This window comes from Streptomyces sp. NPDC005803 (assembly GCF_040630435.1).
Classification (GTDB): domain Bacteria; phylum Actinomycetota; class Actinomycetes; order Streptomycetales; family Streptomycetaceae; genus Streptomyces.
Genome location: NZ_JBEXXO010000025.1, coordinates 111,994 through 131,999, shown reverse-complemented (window position 1 = coordinate 131,999; position 20,006 = coordinate 111,994). Strand labels below are relative to the sequence as shown.

Genomic DNA, 20,006 nt, shown 5'->3' with positions numbered 1-20,006 from the left:
TTGGGGCGGGACGCCGTGGCTCGTTTCGTGCCGGTGGCGTTCGTGGACGCCTTGATCGGGGACTCTGCGCCCCTTTACTGGTTGGCGCCCGGCCGCACGCACCGCGCGGCCGGGCTCCTCGCTGTACAGGGCGCGACCGGACGCTCAGCCGCACGGGGCCAGCCGGTGGCAGACGTACGCCAGCGCCCCCAGCAGCAGGCGGGCCTCCGGGGGCGCGGCCGCGGTGTCCAGGGCCGGCGGGCGCAGCCAGCGGACCGGGCCGAGCCCGCCCTCGTCCGAGGGCGGGGCGGTGATGTGGGAGCCGGCCCCCAGCGCCCGCAGGTCCAGGCCCGTGTCGTCCCAGCCCATCCGGTACAGCAGCCGGGGCAGCTCGGCGGCCGCGCCGGGCGCGACGAAGAACTGCGCCCGGCCGGCCGGGGTCACCGCCACCGGGCCCAGCGGCAGTCCCATCCGCTCCATCCGCACGAGCGCCCGGCGTCCGGCCGGCTCCGCGACGTCGAGCACGTCGAAGGTGCGGCCCACCGGCAGCAGCATCGCGGCGCCGGGCACCTCGGCCCACGCGCGCGCCGCCGCGTCGAGCGTCGCCCCGGCGGGCACCTCCTGGGCGAAGCCCAGCGGATGCGCGCCGGGGGAGGGGCAACCGGCGTCCCCGCACGAGCACGCGCCGCCCGACGCGCGGGCCCCCGGCACGACCGCCCAGCCCCACAGTCCCGTGTACTCGCCCACCGCCGTGCCCTCGGCCGCACGGCCGCGGCGCCGTGTGCCGGACCGCCTCTCGCGGATGCCGATCGTGAAGCCCATGCCCCCTCCAACGGGTCCGACTCGCCGGTGGTTACGTCCCGGAGCACCCTCGTGACGCTCCGTCATGCCGGGCGACCGGTTCGCGCGGGGCGTGCCGCCGGGAGTGCGAGACCCCGCGCGCGCCCCGAAACGCTTCTCTGCGCCTCTCGCTGATCGCTGTCTGTCAAGTGAATCGCGCCCGCACGCGGTGGCGTTCATTCGAAGGGGTGGCGAATGGTGGCGTTTCTGTCATCGCCCTCGCCGAGGGGGTGATCGTAGGATTACCGTCGGTACACGAACCATGGAAGTATGTGCGCTCATGGGTATGCCGCAGGCAACCCGACTTTCTGTTCGACAGCGACCAACCCGCGTACGGGCAGCATCGGTTCGCGGCATTCTGATAGAGGTTCGCGCGACAGTATTCGGCGGATGGGGGCGTTCAGTGAGTGGCAGCGGCGCAGGCGATGCGAATGCCGGTAAGCGCCCCAACGGGCAATTGGGATCATGGTTTGTGCGCAGTGGCTGGTCGAAGGGCGAGCTGGCCCGGCAGGTGAACCGCAGAGCGCGCCAGATGGGTGCCCACCACATCAGCACCGACACCTCACGGGTGCGGCGCTGGCTCGACGGTGAGCAGCCGCGCGAACCGATCCCGCGCATCCTGTCCGAGCTGTTCTCCGAACGCTTCGGCTCCGTCGTCGCCGTCGAGGACCTGGGGCTGCGCGCCCCGCACCAGGCACCCTCCGTGGCCGGTGTCGACCTTCCCTGGGCGGGACCCCAGACCGTCGCCCTGCTCAGCGAGTTCTCCCGCAGTGACCTGATGCTCGCCCGCCGCGGCTTCCTCGGCAGCTCACTGGCGCTCGCCGCAGGACCCGCCCTCATCGAACCCATGCAGCGCTGGCTGGTGCCCGTCGCGTCCGGCGGATCCGTCGAGCCGGAGTCGGCCGCCGCCGCCCGCCGTCCCTCCCGGCTCTCCGGACCCGAGCTCGACCTGCTGGAATCCACCACCGCGATGTTCCGCCAGTGGGACGCCCAGTGCGGCGGAGGACTGCGCCGCAAGGCGGTCGTCGGCCAGCTCCACGAGGTCACCGACCTGCTCCAGGAGCCGCAGCCCGCCGCCACCGCGAAGCGCCTGTTCCGCTGCGCCGCCGAACTGGCCGAGCTGGCGGGCTGGATGAGTTACGACGTCGGCCTCCAGCCCACCGCCCAGAAGTACTTCGTGCTCGCCCTGCACGCCTCCAAGGAGGCCGGCGACAAGCCGCTGGGCTCGTACGTCCTGTCCAGCATGAGCCGCCAGATGATCCACCTCGGCCGACCCGACGACGCGCTGGAGCTCATCCACCTCGCGCAGTACGGAAGCCGGGACTGCGCCACCGCACGGACCCAGGCCATGCTGTATGCGATGGAGGCCCGCGCCTACGCCAACATGGGCCAGCCCAGCAAGTGCAAGCGGGCCGTCCGGATGGCCGAGGACACCTTCCTCGACGCGGGCGTCGACGGCGAGCCCGAGCCCGACTGGATCCGCTTCTTCTCCGAGGCCGAGCTCAACGGCGAGAACTCCCACTCCTACCGCGACCTGGCCTATGTGGCCGGACGCAGTCCCACGTACGCCTCGCTCGCCGAACCCGTCATGCGCAGGGCGGTCGAGCTCTTCGGCGAGGACGACGAGCACCAGCGGTCGTACGCGCTCAATCTGGTCGGCCTCGCCTCCGTCCACCTCCTCAAGCGCGAGCCCGAGCAGTCCACCGCGCTGGCCGAGAAGGCCCTGCGCGTCGCCAAGAAGGTCCGCTCGGAGCGCGTCAACACCCGGCTGCGCAAGACCGTCGACACCGCCGCCAGGGACTTCGGGGACATTCCCGAGGTCGCCCGGCTCACCGACCTCCTCACCGCACAACTGCCCGAGACCGCCGAAGCGGTCTGAGCAGTCCCTCCGCCCCGGCCACGACGGCCACCCCGCACCGACCGACTTCGGCTCCCCCGATCGACTGGTCAACGGGTGGTCGCCGTGGCCGGTTCGTGTGGTCTTCCGGGCGGTTCGGGTGGTCATTCCCCTGCCGGAGCGTCGTAACCGCTCCGTATGCGGCTCCGGCCGCAGAGTAGGCCCGAGCGTAGGTACGACACGGGCGGTTCATGGGGACGTAACACGGCGGTCCTCTTAGTCACTGCGGCGAAACATCGTGTGGCATCGGCGGAAACGGCGCTGGGCGAATCTCATGGCGCATAACCGGCCCGCACCTTTTCCCCAGTGGTCCCGCACGTGGTTGTGCCCCCATCGCCCGCACGCGGCCGCACCGACGACGAGGAGACGCCGATGCCCCCAGGCATCACGACGCTTGCAGCAGACGCCCCGACGCTGTCTGCCGCCAACACCGGGTTCATGCTCATCTGCTCGGCCCTGGTGATGCTCATGACCCCGGCCCTGGCCTTCTTCTACGGAGGCATGGTCCGCGTCAAGAGCACCCTCAACATGCTGATGATGAGCTTCATCAGCCTCGGGATCGTCACGATCCTGTGGGTGCTCTACGGATTCAGCCTCGCCTTCGGCACCGACTCCGGCTCGATCATCGGATGGAGCCAGGACTTCGTCGGCCTCAGCGGGATCGGTGTCACGGAACTCTGGGACGGCTACACCATCCCGGTCTACGTCTTCGCCGTCTTCCAGCTGATGTTCGCCGTCCTCACCCCGGCCCTGATCAGCGGCGCTCTCGCCGACCGGGTCAAGTTCACCTCGTGGGCGCTCTTCATCACCCTCTGGGTCACCGTCGTCTACTTCCCGGTCGCGCACTGGGTCTGGGGCGCGGGCGGCTGGCTCTTCGAGCTCGGGGTCATCGACTTCGCCGGCGGTACGGCCGTCCACATCAACGCGGGCGCCGCGGCCCTCGGCGTGATCCTCGTCATCGGCAAGCGCGTCGGCTTCAAGAAGGACCCGATGCGGCCGCACAGCCTGCCGCTCGTCATGCTCGGCGCCGGTCTCCTGTGGTTCGGCTGGTTCGGCTTCAACGCCGGCTCCTGGCTCGGCAACGACGACGGCGTCGGTGCGGTCATGTTCGTCAACACCCAGGTCGCCACCGCCGCCGCGATGCTCGCCTGGCTCGGCTACGAGAAGCTCCGCCACGGCTCGTTCACGACCCTCGGAGCGGCCTCCGGAGCCGTCGCCGGCCTCGTCGCCATCACCCCGGCGGGCGGCGCGGTCAGCCCGCTCGGAGCCATCGCCGTCGGCGCCATCGCCGGTGTGCTGTGCGCCATGGCCGTCGGCCTCAAGTACCGGTTCGGCTACGACGACTCCCTGGACGTCGTCGGCGTCCACCTCGTGGGCGGTGTGGCCGGGTCCCTCCTCATCGGCTTCTTCGCCACCGGCGGAGTCCAGTCCGACGCCAAGGGCCTCTTCTACGGCGGCGGACTCGACCAGCTCGGCAAGCAGGCCGTCGGCGTCTTCGCGGTCCTCGCGTACTCTCTGGTCGTCTCCGCGGTCCTCGCCTTCCTGCTCGACAGGACGATCGGGATGCGGGTCGAGGAGGACGACGAGGTCTCGGGCATCGACCAGGTCGAACACGCCGAGACGGCGTACGACTTCAGCGGCGCCGGCGGCGGTGCGGCCCCGCGCACCACGACTCCCGCGCCCGGCACGGCAGCCCCGACGAACAAGAAGGTGGACGCATGAAGCTCATCACCGCAGTCGTGAAGCCGCACCGGCTCGACGAGATCAAGGAGGCCCTCCAGGCCTTCGGCGTCCAGGGCCTCACGGTCACGGAAGCCAGCGGCTACGGGCGTCAGCGCGGCCACACCGAGGTCTACCGGGGCGCCGAGTACACCGTCGACCTCGTCCCGAAGATCCGCATCGAGGTCCTCGTCGAGGACGAGGACTCCGAACAGCTCATCGACGTCGTCGTCAAGGCCGCCCGGACCGGCAAGATCGGTGACGGCAAGGTCTGGAGCGTCCCGGTCGAGACCGCGATCCGGGTCCGCACCGGCGAACGCGGCCCGGACGCACTCTGACCGACTGTTCCGCACACGGAAAGGCAGCTGGGTGACGAGCACCGAAGTGACCACCGAATCCGAGGAATCGGGACCCAGCGGCTATGCGGCGGCCCGGCTGCGCCTTCTCCAGGAGAAGGCGCCGTCCGGGCCGTCGCGCCGTGCGGCCCTCGCCTCGCTCACCGACGAGTGGCTGACCGCCCTCTTCGCCGCCGGGGCCGAACACGCAGGCGTCCGGGGCGCCGCCCTCGTGGCCGTCGGCGGCTACGGCCGGGGCGAGCTCTCCCCGCGCAGCGACCTCGACCTCCTGCTGCTGCACGACGGCAGCGCCGACGCCGGCGCCGTGGCGGCCCTCGCCGACCGCGTCTGGTACCCCGTCTGGGACCTGGGCCTGGCCCTCGACCACTCCGTACGCACCCCCGCCGAAGCCCGGAAGACGGCCGGCGAGGACCTCAAGGTCCAGCTGGGCCTGCTCGACGCCCGGCCCGTCGCCGGGGACCTCGGACTCGTCGCCTCCCTGCGCACCGCGATCCTCGCGGACTGGCGGAACCAGGCCCCCAAGCGCCTGCCCGCACTCGACGAGCTCTGCCGGGAGCGGGCCGAACGCCAGGGCGAGCTCCAGTTCCTCCTGGAACCCGACCTCAAGGAGGCCCGCGGCGGACTGCGCGACGCCACCGCCCTGCGCGCCGTCGCCGCCTCCTGGGTCGCCGACGCCCCCCGCGAGGGCCTCGCCGAGGCCCGCCGCGTCCTCCTCGACGCCCGCGACGCGCTCCACCTCACCACCGGCCGCGCCACCGACCGCCTCGCCCTCCAGGAACAGGACCAGGTCGCCGCCGCCCTCGGCCTGCTCGACGCCGACGCCCTGCTGCGCCAGGTGTACGAGGCCGCCCGCACCGTCTCGTACGCCACCGACGTCACCTGGCGCGAGGTCAACCGGGTGCTGCGGGCCCGCTCGGTCCGCCCCCGGCTGCGCGCCATGCTGGGCGGGAGCAGGGCACCGGTCACCGACCGCACCCCGCTCGCCGACGGTGTCGTGGAGGCCGACGGGGAGGTCGCACTCGCCCGCACCGCCCGGCCCGAGCGCGACCCGGTCCTCGTCCTGCGGGCCGCCGCCGCGGCGGCCCAGTCCGAACTGCCGCTCTCCCGTCACCTCGTACGCCACCTGGCCGGCGCCGCCAAGCCGCTGCCGGTGCCCTGGCCCGCCGAGGCCCGGGAGGAACTCGTCACCCTCCTCGGTGCGGGCGAGGCCACCGTCCCCGTGTGGGAGGCCCTGGAGGCGGAGGGGCTCATCACCCGGCTCCTGCCCGACTGGGAACGGGTCCACTGCCGGCCCCAGCGCAACCCCGTCCACACCTGGACCGTCGACCGCCACCTCGTCGAGGCGGCCGTCCGCGCCTCCACCCTCACCCGCCGCGTCGGCCGCCCCGACCTCCTCCTGGTCGCCGCGCTGCTGCACGACATCGGCAAGGGCTGGCCCGGCGACCACTCCGTCGCCGGTGAGGTCATCGCCCGCGACATGGCCGCCCGGATCGGCTTCGACCAGCAGGACGTGGGCGTCATCGCCACGCTCGTACGCCACCATCTGCTGCTCATCGAGACCGCCACCCGGCGCGACCTCGACGATCCGGCCACCGTCCGCGCCGTCGCCACCGCCGTCGGGAGCGCCGCCACCCTGGAGCTCCTGCACGCCCTCACCGAGGCCGACGCACTCGCCACCGGGCCCGCCGCATGGTCCACCTGGCGGGCCTCCCTCGTCACCGACCTGGTCAAGCGGGTCGCGGCGGTCCTCGCCGGCGAGGCGCCCGAGGAACCCGCTCCCGAGGCGCCCGGCGCCGAGCAGGAGCGCCTGGCCATCGAGGCCCTGCGCACCGGCGAACCGGTCCTCGCCCTGCACACCCAGCCCGAGGCCCCGCACGAGGACGGCGGTCCCGAGCCCGTCGGCGTGGAACTCCTCATCGCCCTCCCCGACCGGCCCGGCGTCCTGCCCGCCGCCGCCGGCGTCCTCGCCCTGCACCGCCTCACCGTCCGCGCCGCCGACCTGCGGGCCGTGGAGCTCCCCACCGAACTGGGCGAGACCGCGGACCTGCTGCTGCTCAGCTGGCGGGTCGCGGCCGAGTACGGCTCCCTGCCCCAGGCGGCCCGGCTGCGCGCCGACCTCGTCCGCGCCCTGGACGGCTCCCTGGACATCCGGGCCCGCCTGGCCGAGCGCGAGGCGGCCTACCCGCGGCGCCGCGGAGTGAAGGCCCCGCCGCCGAGGGTGACGGTCGCGGAGGCCGGCTCGCGGCTGGCCACGGTGATCGAGGTGCGCGCCCAGGACGCCCCTGGCCTGCTGCACCGCATCGGCCGGGCGCTGGAGCAGAGCGCGGTACGGGTGCGCAGCGCCCATGTGTCGACCCTCGGGGCGAACGCGGTGGACGCCTTCTACGTCACGGACGGGGACGGGCAGCCGCTGGCCGCGGAGCGCGCCGCGGAGCTGGCGAGGGAGGTCGAGAAGGCACTGGGCTGAGGCCCGCCACCCCGCGAAAAGGCCCTCGCCCGTCACGAGAACCGGGCGAGGGCTTTGCGTTCCCCGGCGTCCGGATACCCTGGGGGACGACTACCTGACCCCGCCCCCGACCCTGAGGACCGACGAGCGCCGTGTTCGATACTCTCTCCGACCGCCTTGCCGCGACTTTCAAGAACCTCAGGGGCAAGGGCCGCTTGTCCGAGGCGGACATCGACGCCACGGCTCGCGAGATCCGTATCGCCCTGCTGGAAGCGGACGTCGCGCTGCCCGTCGTGCGCGCCTTCATCGCCAACGTCAAGGAGCGGGCGCGCGGCGCCGAGGTCTCCCAGGCACTGAATCCGGCCCAGCAGGTCGTCAAGATCGTCAACGAGGAGCTCGTCTCCATCCTCGGCGGCGAGACCCGGCGGCTGCGGTTCGCGAAGACCGCGCCCACCGTGATCATGCTCGCGGGTCTCCAGGGCGCCGGTAAGACGACGCTGGCCGGAAAGCTCGGCGTCTGGCTCAAGGGCCAGGGCCACTCCCCGCTGCTCGTCGCCTGCGACCTCCAGCGCCCCAACGCCGTCAACCAGCTGAGCGTCGTCGCCGACCGCGCCGGTGTCGCGGTGTACGCGCCTCAGCCGGGCAACGGCGTCGGTGACCCGGTCCAGGTCGCCAAGGACTCGATCGAGTACGCGCGGACCAAGCAGTACGACGTCGTCGTCGTCGACACCGCCGGCCGCCTCGGCATCGACCAGGAGCTGATGCAGCAGGCCGCGGACATCCGCGACGCCGTCAGCCCCGACGAGATCCTGTTCGTCGTCGACGCGATGATCGGCCAGGACGCGGTCAACACCGCGGAGGCCTTCCGCGACGGCGTCGGCTTCGACGGCGTGGTGCTCTCCAAGCTCGACGGTGACGCCCGCGGTGGTGCGGCCCTGTCGATCGCCCACGTCACGGGCAAGCAGATCATGTTCGCGTCGAACGGTGAGAAGCTCGAGGACTTCGACGCCTTCCACCCCGACCGCATGGCGTCCCGCATCCTCGACATGGGTGACCTGCTCACCCTGATCGAGCAGGCGGAGAAGACCTTCAGCCAGGAAGAGGCCGCTCAAATGGCCTCCAAGCTGGCGTCGAGCAAGGGCAAGGACTTCACGCTCGACGACTTCCTGGCCCAGATGGAGCAGGTCCGGAAGATGGGCTCCATCTCCAAGCTGCTCGGGATGCTGCCCGGCATGGGGCAGATCAAGGACCAGATCAACAACATCGACGAGCGTGACGTCGATCGCACCGCCGCGATCATCAAGTCGATGACGCCGAAGGAGCGCGCCGAGCCGACGATCATCAACGGCTCGCGGCGGGCCCGTATCGCCAAGGGCTCCGGTGTCGAGGTCAGCGCCGTGAAGAACCTGGTCGAGCGGTTCTTCGAGGCCCGCAAGATGATGTCGAAGATGGCGCAGGGCGGTGGCATGCCGGGGATGCCCGGGATGCCGGGCATGGGCGGCGGCCCCGGCCGGCAGAAGAAGCAGGTCAAGCAGGCCAAGGGCAAGCGCAAGAGCGGTAACCCGATGAAGCGCAAGGCCGAGGAGCAGGCCGCGGCGGCCCGTCGCGAGCAGGCGGCCCAGGGCGGTGCGCTCGGCCTGCCGGCGGGTCAGGACGACCAGAACTTCGAGCTGCCGGACGAGTTCAAGAAGTTCATGGGCTGACAGCCCGGACGATCCAGGTGTGAGGGGCGCCCGCCAAGGGGGGCGCCCCTTACGCATGCGTGCCTCGTGACGCGTGAGGGGCGGGCCTTAGGCCGCCCGTCGGCCCGTCCGCAGCTCCCCCATCGAGAAGCCGAAGCCCGCGGTGGCCTCGGTCACGGTGCGGCCGTCGGCTTCCAGGGCGGCCAGCTCGGCCGTGACGAAGTCGGCGGCCTCGGCGGTCCTTCTGAAACCGACAATAACCAGGATTTTGTATTTTGATGAGGGCGAGGTCCCGTTCGTGCGGGACCTTCGCCCTCTCCCGTTCGCCCGGGTCAGTACGAGGGCACGCGCGTGCCCTTGAGGACCTCGCCCTGGAGCGAAGTGATCAGCGAGAGGTCCAGCGAGTCCCGGACGGCGGCCAGGGCCTTGGTCCCGTCGGTCCGGCCGATGACGGCCGCGCTGGAGTTGCGCAGCGCCAGCTCGCGGGTGACCTCGTCCCCCAGCGGGAGCACGTCGACGCCGAGTCCGAGGCGGTCCTGCACCTCGTCGAGGTTCCAGACGGCGGCGTCGACCTCGGCGCGGGCGAAGAGGTCGCGCAGCTGCATGTACGAGGCTTCCAGCCACTGGATGTCGTCCCGCCCGGCGAAGACCCGCTCGACGAGCATCCGCAGGTCCTCCGAGGCGTGGTCGACCGCGACCCGCAGGCCCTGCGTGTTCACGTCCACGCCGTGGCGCAGCAGCATGCCGTGCGCGCCGACGTAGGTGGCCGGTCCCAGGTCGGCCACCAGCTCCACCGGATGTTCGGCGATCAGCTCGTCGGCGGCGAAGCGGGAGAGGACGACGAGGTCGACCTTGCCTTCCAGCAGTGCCGCGGTCCGGGCGCCGGCGCCGCGCATGAACGTGATCGCGAAGGGGGTGCCGGCCTCCTCGAAGGCGCCGCGCAGCCCGGTCGCCAGGCCCTCGTACCGGCGGGAGTACGGCAGGGGCATCGCGGCCAGCAGTGTCCCGAGCCCGGAGGGCCGCCAGAGTACGGAGCGGTCCGAATGGACGAGGAAGGTCCCGAGGTGTCCTCGGGCGGTCGTCCCGATGGCGCCGGCCTCCTCCAGGAGTCGCAGGGCCGCCTGGACCGTACCGTTCCCGCAGCCCAGCTCCTGCGCGTAGTCCCGCACGCGGGGCAGCCGCGTGTCCGGCTCGTGGTCGAGCAGCAGGACCGCGAGCTGACGGGCCGCCAGCCCGTTGCGTGTGAGGAGGCGGTCATCGAAGGCGTTCACGAACGAAACAGTAAACAGGATTCTGGATAGTGACGGGATCCTCGCGGATACCGGAAGCTCCGGGGGCTTATGCGGGATTTCTCCCTTAATGTCACCAGAAGTGGCCGTCGGCAGAGGAGCACGCGTGACCAACCCCGTACCTCCCCGCGACCGCCCCGACCAGCCCTGGCGCTCCGAAGGCGCACCGAAGCCCCCGCCGCCCGGCCGGAAGATGCCAGGGGGCTGGGGCGGGCTCCTGCTGACCGCGCTGGCCGTCTATCTGATCGCCAATCTGGTGCTGTCGTTCTTCAACGGCAAGGACGGGCCGACGATCGCGTACACGGAGTTCAGCAAGCAGGTCACCTCGGGCAACGTCTCCAAGATCTACTCCAAGGGCGATGCCATCCAGGGGCAGCTGAAGAAGAAGGCGAAGGTCCCGGGCAGCGACGACACGTACACGAAGTTCGTCACGCAGAGGCCCGCGTTCGCCGACGACAACCTCTGGGGCGAGCTGGTCAAGGACGATGTGACGGTCACCGCCGAACCGGTCGTCAAGGAACGCAGCTTCCTCTCCAACCTGCTCATCTCGCTGGCGCCGATGCTGCTGCTCGTCCTGCTGTGGGTGTTCATCGCCCGGCGGATGGCGCGCGGTGGGATGGGCGGCGGGATGGGCGGCTTCGGCCGCAAGCCCCCGCCCAAGCCGGTCGAGCTGGAGGGGAGCCGGCGCACGACGTTCAAGGACGTGGCGGGCATCGACGAGGTCGAGGGCGAGCTCAACGATGTCGTCGACTTCCTGAAGAACCCCGGCGCCTACCGGAAGATGGGGGCCCGGATGCCCGGGGGAGTACTGCTGGCGGGCCCTCCCGGCACCGGCAAGACGCTGCTGGCGAGGGCGGTCGCGGGGGAGGCGGGGGTGCCGTTCTTCTCCGCCTCGGCCTCCGAGTTCATCGAGATGATCGTCGGGGTCGGCGCCGGACGGGTCCGGGAGCTGTTCGCCGAGGCGCGCAAGGTCGCCCCCGCCATCGTGTTCATCGACGAGATCGACACCATCGGCCGGGCCCGCGGCGGCGGTTCGGGCATGGGCGGCCACGACGAGCGGGAGCAGACGCTCAACCAGATCCTCACCGAGATGGACGGTTTCTCCGGCTCGGAGGGCGTGGTGGTGCTCGCGGCGACCAACCGGGCGGACGTCCTCGACCCGGCGCTCACCCGGCCCGGCCGCTTCGACCGGATCGTCCAGGTCAGCCCGCCGGACAGGAACGGCCGGGAGGCGATCCTGGAGATCCACACCCGGCAGATCCCGATGGCCGAGGACGTGGAACTGACCCAGGTGGCCCGTTCGACTCCGGGCATGACCGGCGCCGATCTCGCCAACCTCGCCAACGAGGCCGCGCTCCTCGCCGTGAAGCGGGGGCAGTCGGAGGTGAACGGCGCGGACTTCTCGGACGCTCTGGAGAAGGTCCAGCTCGGGGCCGAGCGCTCGCTCGTCATGTCGGACGAGGAGCGCCGCAGGACCGCGTACCACGAGAGCGGGCACGCGCTGCTGGGGATGCTCCAGCCGGGCTCGGACCCGGTTCGCAAGGTCACCATCGTGCCGCGCGGCCGGGCCCTGGGCGTCACGCTCTCGACGCCCGACGCCGACAAGTACGCGTACACGGAGGAGTACCTGCGCGGCCGGATCATCGGCGCTCTCGGCGGCATGGCGGCCGAGCAGGTGGTGTTCGGCGTCGTCACCACCGGCGCGGAGAGCGATCTGGAACAGGTCACCCACCTGGCCCGGGGCATGGTGGGCCGCTGGGGCATGAGCCACAAGGTGGGCCGGCTGACGGCGGTCCCGGGCGATGCCCAGCAGGCGTACGGCCTGTCGGCGGCGCCCGCGACGCTGGACGCGGTGGACGGCGAGATGCGCCGCATCGTCGACGAGTGCTACGAGGCGGCCTGCCGGATGCTGCGCGAGAACCGGGACCGGCTGGACGCCCTGGCCGCGGCGCTGCTGGCGAACGAGACGCTGGACGAGGCGGACGCCTACCGGGCGGCCGGGATCACCCGGCCCGCGAAGTAGCGCCGGATCGTGGGGCCGGCCGCCCGGACCGGCCCCCGCGACGGGGTGCCGTGGCTCGGACCGGCCCCGCGACGGGGTGCCGGCGCTCGGACCGGCCCCGCGACGCGACGGGGTGCCGGCGCTCGGACCGGCCCCCGCGACGGGGTGCCGTGGCTCGGACCGGCCCCCGCGATTCCTACGTCGTGCAGACGAGGTAGCGGAACACGTTGGGCATCCAGACCGTGCCGTCCCGGCGCAGATGCGGATGCAGAGCCTCCGCGACCTCCTTCTCCACCTGGGACCGGTCCGTCGCCCGTACCGCGGCGTCGAAGAGCCGCGTCGACAGCAGGCCGCGTACCGCGCTGTCCACGTCCGCGTAGCCGAACGGGCACGCCACCCGCCCCGAGCCGTCCGGGTTCAGCCCGGCCCGGGACGCCACGTTCTCCAGGTCGTCCCGCCGCGCCCCGAGCCCGTTCGTGGCCCGCGGTGCGCCGGAGCCCTCCGCCAGCCGGGTCGCCACCTGCAGCACGGCATCGGTGGCGCACCGCTCGGGCGGCCCCCAGCCGGTCAGGACGACCGTGCTGCGCCGGCCCGCCGAGGGCACCGCGGCACCGAGCGTCCTCACCAGTTCCTCCGCGTCGTCGGGGGAGCAGCCGATGGGGGTGAACGCGGTGATCAGGTTGTACGGCTCGTGGCCGGCCGCCGCGTCCGGAGGGGACTGAAGCAGCCGCGCCTCGAAGGGGCCGGGGCCGGCCTCGTCCTCCGGGCCGGGCAGCAGCCGGATCCGCGCGAGTGCGAGGCGTTCGAGGTCGGTGTCGACGCCGGTGACGTGGGCCCCGCGGGCGGCCGCGATCAGCAGCGCGAGGCCGGAGCCGCAACCGAGCGCGAGCATCCGCGTGGCCGGGCCGACTTCGAGCCGCGTGTAGACCGCCTCGTACAGCGGTGCGAGCATCCGCTCCTGGATCTCGGCCCAGTCACGGGCACGGGACCCGGTGTCCACGGACGCGGACGGCTCCGCCTGCGTGTGGTGCCGGACGAGCGTAGGTGTCATGGAATGCGCCCCAATCCGCCGAGATGCCGGTGATACCGATCGTTCGTGCCTGAATGGACGGTTTCCCCGTGGCCGTACGTCCGCGCTTCCCCCGTATGCCAGAGAACTGCGCATCCGCCGCCGCGTCCAGGGGTCTACGCGCAATGGTTGCCCGCGGCGGCGGCCGGCGATGCGCCGGGGCCCGGAGCACCCGTAGGGCAGCGGTGCCCGGAGGTTCCGTCCTCCCGCGCCGCGGTACCAGTTTCACCCGGCGCGCCGGGGTGGGCACGTCGAGCGCTCCGTGCCCGGTCCCCGCGGGGCCTGCGGTCCCCCCGGGGGCCTCGCCGCGCTGTTCGGGGAGGAGGTCGCGGGGGCGGCCGGCGGGCCGGGTAGTGTCGGTGTCCGCGACCGGCGTCCGCCCGTGGTGGGCGCGCCCGGTCCGCGCGGCCGGAGCGGGCGTACGCGCCGTCTACGCGCCGGGGCGTACACGGCGCTACGTACCACCTTGGTGCGAGCTGTGCGGCTTCTCCGCAGATCAGCGCACCCGCCCTCGTCAGGACGCATGAACGGCAACTGACTGGTACGTGCAAAATATTTGGGATGGCCCGGAATCGGAACACCGGGGCACTCGCGCTCGTTGTCACGACGTGAGCACGACACCACCTGTACTTGCCGCAGAGCTGGCACAGGCGTGGGCCGACATTCAGCGGTACCACCCCGAGCTGCCCGATCTTGCCGCGCCCGAGTCCCTGATCGGAGAGTCCTCGTCCGCTTGCGGCGCCGAGCTCTCCTTCGAACGGCTGCTCCATGAGGCAGTCCACGGCATTGCCGCCGCCAGAGGTGTCCGCGACACCTCGCGCGCCGGCCGATATCACAACCGTCGGTTCCTCGCGATCGCCGAGGAGCTGGGCCTCGATCACGCCGAGGAACCCCACCCCAGCAGTGGCTTCTCGCTGGTCACGCTCAACCCGGAGGCCAAGCGCCGGTACCGGCCGACGACGGAACGGCTGCAGCGCGCCCTCAAGGCGCACACCGTCGCCACCGCCGCCGACACCAAGCGCTCCTTCCGCGGACCCGCGGCCCGGCACGGCTCCTCCGGAGGCGGCGTGCGGGTCAAGGCCGTCTGCGACTGCGGACGCAACGTGCGCGTGGTCCCGTCGGTCCTCGCCCAGGCCCCGATCGTCTGCGGCGGCTGCGGAAAGCCGTTCCGTATCCCTGAAGCAGTGGTCGCGGTGGGGTGAGGCGGTGGGGTGTGGCACAATGGCTAGCTGTACTCGACAGTCGCACAGGACCCCTCTCTCCTCCGGCTGACGCGTCCATCGGGCACCCGAGTACCGCAACCCCACGTGGCATCTTCGTTGTGCCCAACCACGTCATAGACCAGGAGACACCACTTCCGTGGCAGTCAAGATCAAGCTGAAGCGTCTGGGCAAGATCCGTTCGCCTCACTACCGCATCGTCGTCGCCGACTCCCGTACCCGCCGTGACGGCCGGGCCATCGAGGAGATCGGCCTGTACCACCCGGTACAGAACCCCTCGCGCATCGAGGTCAACGCAGAGCGCGCGCAGTACTGGCTGTCTGTCGGCGCCCAGCCGACCGAGCCGGTTCTCGCCATCCTGAAGCTCACCGGTGACTGGCAGGCGCACAAGGGCCTTCCGGCCCCCGCGCCGCTGCTGCAGCCGGAGCCCAAGGCTGACAAGCGTGCCCTGTTCGAGGCCCTCACCAAGGACGCCGGCGAGGAGTCCAAGGGCGAGGCCATCACGCAGAAGGCGAAGAAGGCCGACAAGAAGGCGGACGAGGCTGCTGACGCCGCCGCGCCCGCCGAGTCGACCGAGGCCTGAGCATGCTCGAGGAGGCTCTCGAGCACCTCGTGAAAGGCATCGTCGACAACCCCGACGACGTGCAGGTCGCCTCGCGCACCCTGCGTCGTGGACGTGTGCTCGAGGTTCGGGTCCATCCCGATGACCTCGGAAAGGTGATCGGCCGCAACGGTCGCACCGCACGCGCGCTGCGTACCGTCGTGGGCGCCATCGGCGGCCGTGGTATCCGCGTCGACCTCGTCGATGTGGACCAGGTCCGCTGAAAGAGTTGAACACCGGCACGGGCCGGGGAGGGCCATGCGCCCACCCCGGCCCGTCGTCGTACGACAGGAGAGACACAAGGTGCAGTTGGTAGTCGCGCGGATCGGTCGCGCCCACGGCATCAAGGGCGAGGTCACCGTCGAGGTGCGCACGGACGAGCCGGAGCTCCGGCTCGGACCCGGCGCCGTACTGGCCACCGAGCCGGCCTCCACGGGGCCCTTGACGATCGAGACCGGCCGGGTGCACAGCGGCAGGCTGCTGCTGCGCTTCGAGGGCGTACGGGACCGTACGGGCGCCGAGGCGCTGCGCAACACCCTGCTGATCGCCGAAGTCGACCCGGCTGAACTCCCGGAGGATCCCGAGGAGTTCTACGACCATCAGCTGATGGACCTCGACGTGGTCCTCGCCGACGGCACCGAGATCGGCCGGATCACCGAGATCACGCACCTGCCGTCCCAGGACCTCTTCATCGTGGAGCGGCCCGACGGCAGTGAGGTCATGATCCCGTTCGTCGAGGAGATCGTCACCGAGATCGACCTGGAGGAGCAGCGCGCCGTGATCACGCCGCCGCCCGGTCTGATCGACGAGAGCCAGGCGATCGTGGTGTCCGCGCGCGACGAGGAGGCCGCCGCCGAAACCCCCGAAGAGGATTCGGCCGCACCCGGGAAAGACGTCTGATGCGCCTCGACGTCGTCACGATCTTCCCCGAGTACCTGGAACCGCTGAACGTCTCGCTCGTCGGCAAGGCCCGCGCCCGCGGCCGCCTCGACGTGCGGGTGCACGACCTGCGGGAGTGGACGTACGACCGCCACAACACGGTCGACGACACCCCTTACGGCGGCGGCCCCGGCATGGTCATGAAGACCGAGCCGTGGGGCGACGCGCTGGACGAGGCCCTGGCGGACGGGTACGAGTCCGGGGCGCACTCCCCGGTCCTCGTGGTCCCCACGCCGAGCGGCCGGCCGTTCACCCAGGAACTCGCCGTCGAGCTGTCCGAGCGGCCCTGGCTGATCTTCACCCCCGCCCGTTACGAGGGCATCGACCGGCGGGTCACGGAGGAGTACGCCACCCGGATGCCGGTCGTCGAGGTGTCCATCGGCGACTACGTGCTGGCCGGCGGCGAGGCCGCGGTGCTGGTGATCACGGAGGCGGTGGCCCGGCTGCTGCCCGGCGTGCTCGGCAACGCCGAGTCGCACCGGGACGACTCCTTCGCCCCGGGCCCGATGGCCAACCTGCTGGAGGGCCCCGTCTACACCAAGCCGCCCGAGTGGCGCGGCCGGGGGATTCCGGACGTGCTGCTCAGCGGCCACCACGGGCGCATCGCGCGCTGGCGCCGGGACGAGGCCTTCCGCCGTACCGCACTCAACCGGCCCGATCTGATCGAGCGTTGCGAGGCGAGCGCCTTCGACAAGAAGGACCGCGAGATGCTCTCCATCCTCGGCTGGTCGCCGGAGCCCGGCGGCCGATTTTGGCGCAGGCCCCAGGCCGTGGAAGAATAGGCCGCTGCTGTACGTCCGCGTGCGCCCCTGCCACAGGGGGAACGACGCCCGTCCGACGCGATCAGCACCCCGAACTCATCACTCTCCCGTCGATGACCTGTGGCATCGGCGAAGAAAGCAGACACCATGGCTTCCCTGCTCGACGACGTCAACGCCGCTTCGCTGCGCACCGACGTCCCCGCCTTCCGCCCTGGCGACACCGTCAACGTCCACGTCCGCGTGATCGAGGGCAACCGCTCCCGTATCCAGCAGTTCAAGGGCATTGTCATCCGCCGCCAGGGCGCGGGCATCAGCGAGACCTTCACGGTCCGCAAGGTCTCCTTCCAGGTCGGCGTCGAGCGCACCTTCCCGGTGCACAGCCCGATCTTCGAGAAGATCGAGCTCATCACCCGCGGTGACGTGCGCCGCGCCAAGCTGTACTTCCTCCGTGAGCTGCGCGGCAAGGCCGCGAAGATCAAGGAGAAGCGCGACCGCTGAGCTGATTCCCTGGTCCACAGGACGGCCGGATAAGCTCTGGCCCCGATGGACACGGAAGCAGAGCACCTGGAGCGCGACCGCTCCTCCGCACCCGCTACGGGACCGGAGGAGGGGTCGCGCTCTTCGCGTACCACGAGCCGTTTCGCCGTCTCGACATCGTGGCGGCGCACCCTTGCCCTCGGCGTCGTCTGCGCGGTCGGCGTGCTGCTCTTCAGCACGTTCGTGGTGCAGCCGTTCCTGATCCCGAGCGGCTCGATGGAGTCCACCCTGCAGGTCGGGGACCGGGTGCTCGTCAACAAACTGGCGTACCGTTTCGGCTCCGTGCCCCGGCGCGGCGACGTGGTGGTCTTCGACGGCACCGGCTCCTTCGTCCAGGAGGCGCCGTCGGAGAACCCCGTGACCGGGCTGCTGCACGGGGCGGCGGCTTCCCTCGGGCTCGCGGAGCCCGCCGAGACCGACTTCGTGAAGCGGGTGGTGGGCGTGGGGGGCGACCGGGTGGTCTGCTGCGACAAGCGCGGGAGGGTCGAGGTGAACGGCCGGCCCGTGAACGAGGACTACCTGTTCGCGGGGGACGCGCCGTCCCGCGCGCCCTTCGACATCGTCGTGCCCGACGGCACGCTGTGGATGATGGGCGACCACCGCGGCAATTCCCGGGACTCCCGGGACCACCTCGGCGAGCCGGGCGGCGGCATGGTGCCCGTCGACAAGGTGATCGGCCGGGCGGACTGGCTGGGCTGGCCGCTTCGCCGACTGGGCTCCGTGCCGGAGACCGGGGCCTTCGACGGCGTACCGGCGCCCGGCTCGGCCCATGGGTAACCGCGGGCGGCGGCCCGCCGCCGCGGACCCGGAGACTCCGCTGCCCACCGGCACCCGGCCGACGGCCGCGCGGTCCCTGCCCACCCGTGCGGAACGGCGCAAGCTGGCCCGCCGGGTGAAGCGGAAGCGGCGCAGGTCCGCGGTGAAGGAGATCCCCCTTCTCATCACCGTGGCGCTGCTGATCGCTCTGGTCCTCAAGACCTTCCTGGTACAGGCCTTCGTGATCCCGTCGGGGTCGATGGAGCAGACCATCCGGATCGGTGACCGGGTGCTCGTGGACAAGCTGACGCCGTGGTTCGGCTCCGAGCCGGAGCGCGGCGACGTCGTCGTGTTCAAGAACCCCTCCGACTGGCCGCCGCCGAACCCGGTGTCGGCCGGCGGTGAGGACTCGCCCGTCGTCATCAAGCAGGTGAAGGAGGCGCTGACCTTCATCGGACTGCTGCCCTCCGACGACGAGCAGGATCTGATCAAGCGGGTGGTCGCCGTCGGCGGCGACACGGTGAGGTGCTGCGAGAAGGACGGCCGGCTCATCGTGAACGGGGTGGCGGTCGACGAGCCGTACGTTTTTCCCGGCGATTCGCCCTCCACGATCAAATTCGAGGTAAAGGTTCCAGCCGGAAGAATCTTCGTGATGGGGGACCATCGCTCCAATTCGGCCGATTCGCGCTTCCATCTGGACAAGACGGGTAACGGCACGGTTTCCGAGGACGCGGTAGTGGGACGGGCCGTGGTGATCGCCTGGCCCTTCGGGCACTGGCGGGAACTGGAGGAACGCTCGGCCTTCTCCTCGGTGCCGGACGCGCGCGCCGGGACGGCGGCTGCCCCCGCACCGTCGAATAGTGTGTCCCAGGATCCCAACGGAATGATCCGGCTCCCGACCCCTGCGGAACTCCCGCTCGTTATGGGAGTGGCGGGCCTGCACCGGCTAGGGCGCAGGCGGTGGCACGGAATAAGGAGTGGATGTGGGGGATTTGGCGGTCGGCGCACGATCCGGACACGACGAACCCGAGGACCGGCCGGACATTCCGGGGAATGGCGAGGCCGCCGGGGCCACGGCGGGCCCGACGGAGAGTGACAGCGAGTCCCCGGACAGTGGCAGCACGGCGCAGAAGAAGCCCCGCTCCTTCTGGAAGGAACTGCCTCTCCTCATCGGCATCGCGCTCATCCTCGCGCTGCTGATCAAGACCTTCCTGGTGCAGGCGTTCTCGATCCCCTCGGACTCGATGCAGAACACGCTCCAGCGGGGCGACCGGGTGCTGGTCGACAAGCTGACACCGTGGTTCGGCTCGGAGCCCGAGCGGGGCGAAGTGGTCGTGTTCCACGACCCGGGCGGCTGGCTGGAGGACACCGCCGCCCCTGACCCGAACGTGGTGCAGAAGTTCCTGAGCTTCATCGGCCTGATGCCGTCGGCCGAGGAGAAGGACCTGATCAAGCGCGTCATCGCGGTCGGCGGTGACACGGTGGAGTGCAAGAAGAACGGACCGGTCACGGTCAACGGCAAGGCGCTGGACGACAAGTCGTTCATCTTCGAGGGCAACACTCCCTGCAACGACGAGCCGTTCGGCCCGATCAAGGTGCCCAAGGGCCGGATCTGGGTGATGGGCGACCACCGTCAGAACTCCCTCGACTCGCGCTACCACCAGGAGCTGCCGGGCGGCGGCACCGTCTCGACCGACGAGGTGGTCGGCCGGGCCGTGGTCATCGCGTGGCCCGTGAACCGCTGGGCGACCCTGCCCGTCCCGAAGACCTTCGACCAGCCGGGGCTGAACGCCGCGATGGGGCTGGCGCCGGGAGCACTCGGTGTAGCCGGGGCGCTGCCCCTCGTGTTCTGGCGACGGCGGAGGCTGACCAGCGGGCGTACCGCCGGGTAGGGTGCCGACTCGGATCAGCGA

The 20,006-nt window shown here is 71.4% G+C and carries 18 protein-coding genes; 15 read left to right on the top strand and 3 right to left on the bottom strand.

The genetic code is table 11. The features are described from left to right. Positions 1-144 precede the first annotated feature (144 nt). Positions 145-801 (bottom strand): bifunctional DNA primase/polymerase, encoded by a 657-nt coding sequence (locus tag ABZ454_RS30175; RefSeq protein WP_359542638.1) that lies wholly within the window; start codon positions 799-801, stop codon positions 145-147. 421 nt (positions 802-1,222) lie between these two features. Here ABZ454_RS30175 and ABZ454_RS30170 point away from each other — a divergent pair, with 421 nt between their 5' ends. The 5 genes from ABZ454_RS30170 (at position 1,223) to ffh (ending at position 8,940) form a co-directional block, all read left to right on the top strand. Further along, positions 1,223-2,698 (top strand): hypothetical protein, encoded by a 1,476-nt coding sequence (locus ABZ454_RS30170; protein WP_356319643.1) that lies wholly within the window; start codon positions 1,223-1,225, stop codon positions 2,696-2,698. 390 nt (positions 2,699-3,088) lie between these two features. Continuing rightward, positions 3,089-4,438 carry an ammonium transporter gene (locus ABZ454_RS30165; protein WP_359542637.1) on the top strand — a complete coding sequence of 450 codons (1,350 nt, stop codon included), beginning with the start codon at positions 3,089-3,091 and terminating at the stop codon, positions 4,436-4,438. After that, positions 4,435-4,773: a P-II family nitrogen regulator gene (locus tag ABZ454_RS30160; RefSeq protein ID WP_136330688.1), complete on the top strand. Its 339-nt coding sequence runs from the start codon at positions 4,435-4,437 to the stop codon at positions 4,771-4,773. Before ABZ454_RS30165 ends, ABZ454_RS30160 begins: the two co-directional genes overlap by 4 nt. Positions 4,774-4,804: 31 nt before the next feature. Then, a complete protein-coding gene (locus ABZ454_RS30155; RefSeq protein ID WP_359542635.1) occupies positions 4,805-7,258 on the top strand; it encodes a [protein-PII] uridylyltransferase in 2,454 nt (817 codons plus the stop codon). Positions 7,259-7,389: 131 nt separating this feature from the next. Then, positions 7,390-8,940, top strand: a complete 1,551-nt coding sequence (gene ffh, locus ABZ454_RS30150) for a signal recognition particle protein (protein WP_359542632.1) — start codon at positions 7,390-7,392, stop codon at positions 8,938-8,940. Positions 8,941-9,251: 311 nt separating this feature from the next. Here the strand turns inward: ffh and yhfZ are convergent, their stop codons facing one another. Continuing rightward, positions 9,252-10,190: a GntR family transcriptional regulator YhfZ gene (yhfZ, locus tag ABZ454_RS30145; RefSeq protein ID WP_359542630.1), complete on the bottom strand. Its 939-nt coding sequence runs from the start codon at positions 10,188-10,190 to the stop codon at positions 9,252-9,254. Positions 10,191-10,314: 124 nt separating this feature from the next. On the opposite strand from yhfZ, the gene ftsH reads away from it, so the two are divergent. After that, positions 10,315-12,231, top strand: coding sequence for an ATP-dependent zinc metalloprotease FtsH (gene ftsH, locus ABZ454_RS30140; RefSeq protein WP_359542629.1), 1,917 nt, complete (start codon positions 10,315-10,317; stop codon positions 12,229-12,231). A 175-nt stretch (positions 12,232-12,406) separates the two neighbouring features. Here the strand turns inward: ftsH and ABZ454_RS30135 are convergent, their stop codons facing one another. After that, positions 12,407-13,261 carry an SAM-dependent methyltransferase gene (locus tag ABZ454_RS30135; RefSeq protein ID WP_356319638.1) on the bottom strand — a complete coding sequence of 285 codons (855 nt, stop codon included), beginning with the start codon at positions 13,259-13,261 and terminating at the stop codon, positions 12,407-12,409. A gap of 626 nt (positions 13,262-13,887) precedes the next feature. On the opposite strand from ABZ454_RS30135, the gene ABZ454_RS30130 reads away from it, so the two are divergent. The 9 genes from ABZ454_RS30130 (at position 13,888) to lepB (ABZ454_RS30090) (ending at position 19,985) form a co-directional block, all read left to right on the top strand. Beyond that, entirely contained in the window at positions 13,888-14,481 is a 594-nt protein-coding gene (locus ABZ454_RS30130) for a hypothetical protein (protein WP_148021155.1), read from the top strand. A 157-nt stretch (positions 14,482-14,638) separates the two neighbouring features. Then, on the top strand, positions 14,639-15,082 hold the full coding sequence (rpsP, locus tag ABZ454_RS30125; protein ID WP_148021156.1) for a 30S ribosomal protein S16: 444 nt from the start codon (positions 14,639-14,641) through the stop codon (positions 15,080-15,082). Positions 15,083-15,084: 2 nt separating this feature from the next. Next, positions 15,085-15,324, top strand: a complete 240-nt coding sequence (locus tag ABZ454_RS30120; RefSeq protein ID WP_003980229.1) for an RNA-binding protein — start codon at positions 15,085-15,087, stop codon at positions 15,322-15,324. A 79-nt stretch (positions 15,325-15,403) separates the two neighbouring features. Then, positions 15,404-16,000, top strand: coding sequence for a ribosome maturation factor RimM (gene rimM / locus ABZ454_RS30115; protein WP_356319637.1), 597 nt, complete (start codon positions 15,404-15,406; stop codon positions 15,998-16,000). Then, complete coding sequence (trmD, locus tag ABZ454_RS30110; protein ID WP_356319636.1) at positions 16,000-16,821, top strand: tRNA (guanosine(37)-N1)-methyltransferase TrmD; 822 nt, start codon at positions 16,000-16,002, stop codon at positions 16,819-16,821. The genes rimM and trmD overlap by 1 nt, the downstream gene beginning before the upstream one ends. Before the next feature lie 126 nt (positions 16,822-16,947). Next, positions 16,948-17,298, top strand: coding sequence for a 50S ribosomal protein L19 (gene rplS, locus ABZ454_RS30105; protein ID WP_136329605.1), 351 nt, complete (start codon positions 16,948-16,950; stop codon positions 17,296-17,298). 45 nt (positions 17,299-17,343) lie between these two features. Continuing rightward, positions 17,344-18,114 (top strand): signal peptidase I, encoded by a 771-nt coding sequence (gene lepB / locus ABZ454_RS30100; RefSeq protein WP_359542626.1) that lies wholly within the window; start codon positions 17,344-17,346, stop codon positions 18,112-18,114. After that, positions 18,107-19,189 (top strand): signal peptidase I, encoded by a 1,083-nt coding sequence (lepB, locus tag ABZ454_RS30095; protein ID WP_359542625.1) that lies wholly within the window; start codon positions 18,107-18,109, stop codon positions 19,187-19,189. Before lepB (ABZ454_RS30100) ends, lepB (ABZ454_RS30095) begins: the two co-directional genes overlap by 8 nt. Then, on the top strand, positions 19,086-19,985 hold the full coding sequence (gene lepB, locus ABZ454_RS30090; RefSeq protein WP_356319650.1) for a signal peptidase I: 900 nt from the start codon (positions 19,086-19,088) through the stop codon (positions 19,983-19,985). The genes lepB (ABZ454_RS30095) and lepB (ABZ454_RS30090) overlap by 104 nt, the downstream gene beginning before the upstream one ends. The last annotated feature ends 21 nt before the right edge of the window (positions 19,986-20,006 follow it).